The organism is Sphingobium sp. VMM, assembly GCF_056790315.1.
This window is the reverse complement of the sequence record NZ_JBXGSI010000058.1, coordinates 1-1,152: the sequence shown is the minus strand read 5'-3', so window position 1 is coordinate 1,152 and position 1,152 is coordinate 1. Positions and strand designations below refer to the sequence as shown.

Here is a 1,152-nt window from a genome sequence, read left to right as displayed (position 1 = left end):
CTAGTGGATGGAATCTAACGCTTGGTGCCCGCGCTTGACGGCGGCGATGATTTTGTCGGGATCGGCGGCCCAGGTGAAGGGCTTGGGCTGCTGGTTGTGCTCGGCGAGGAAGCGGTTGATGGCGGCCTGGAGGTCGATGACGGAGTGGAAGACGCCGCGTTTCAGGCGCCGTTTCGACAGCTTGGCGAAGAAGCCCTCCACCGCGTTGAGCCATGAGCATGAGGTCGGGGTGAAGTGGAAGGTGAAGCGGCTGTGCCGGTCGAGCCAACGGCGCACCTTGGGGTGCTTATGGGGAGCATAGTTGTCGAGGATGACGTGCACGGCCTTGTTGGCGGGAACCTCGGCGTTGATGGCATTGAGAAAGCGGATGAACTCCTGATGGCGATGGCGCTGCATGTTCCTGCCGATGACGGTGCCGTCGAGCACGTTGAGGGCGGCAAACAGCGTGGTCGTGCCGTTGCGCTTGTAGTCATGCGTCATGGTGCCGAGTCTGCCCTTCTTCATCGGCAGGCCGGGCTGGGTGCGGTCGAGCGCCTGGATCTGGCTCTTCTCGTCGACCGACAGCACGATGGCGTGGGCCGGCGGATCGACATAGAGGCCGACGACGTCGCGCAGCTTGTCGACGAATTTCGGATCGTTGGAGAGCTTGAACTGCCGCCAGCGGTGGGGCGCGAGGCCATGTGCCTTCCAGATGCGCCGGACCGCGCTGGCGCTGATGCCGGCCGCCTTCGCCATCATGTCGGCCGTCCAGTGCGTCGTTTCGCCCGGCGGATCGGCAAGCGTCATTGCCACCACGTGCGCGGCGACATCGGGTCCGAGCGGCGGAATGCGCGACGGCCGCGTCTTGTCGCGCAGCAGCCCGTCGCAGCCTTCCGCGGCAAAGCGCTCCTGCCAGCGCCACACGCAGGTCTTCGACTTGCCGGTCCGGCGCATGATCTCGACGGTGCCGACGCCGTCGGCGGACAGAAGCACGATCTCGGCGCGCCAGACATGCTTCTGTGGGGCATTGCGGTCCCTAATCAGCGCCGTCAGACGGGCACGATCGGTCGGCGAAACGGTGAACGATATTCCTGTGCGCATGCGCCAGACTCGCATGCGAACGCAACAAAGGGAATCCCGAACCGGACTCTTATGTCAGGCGGAAACCACTAG

At 64.6% G+C, this 1,152-nt stretch carries 1 protein-coding gene; it reads right to left on the bottom strand.

Features of this window, described 5'->3' with window-relative positions; all coding sequences use genetic code 11:
- On the bottom strand, positions 1-1,080 hold the full coding sequence (locus ACUCV3_RS27280) for an IS630 family transposase (protein ID WP_086494367.1): 1,080 nt from the start codon (positions 1,078-1,080) through the stop codon (positions 1-3).
- Positions 1,081-1,152: the final 72 nt, after the last annotated feature.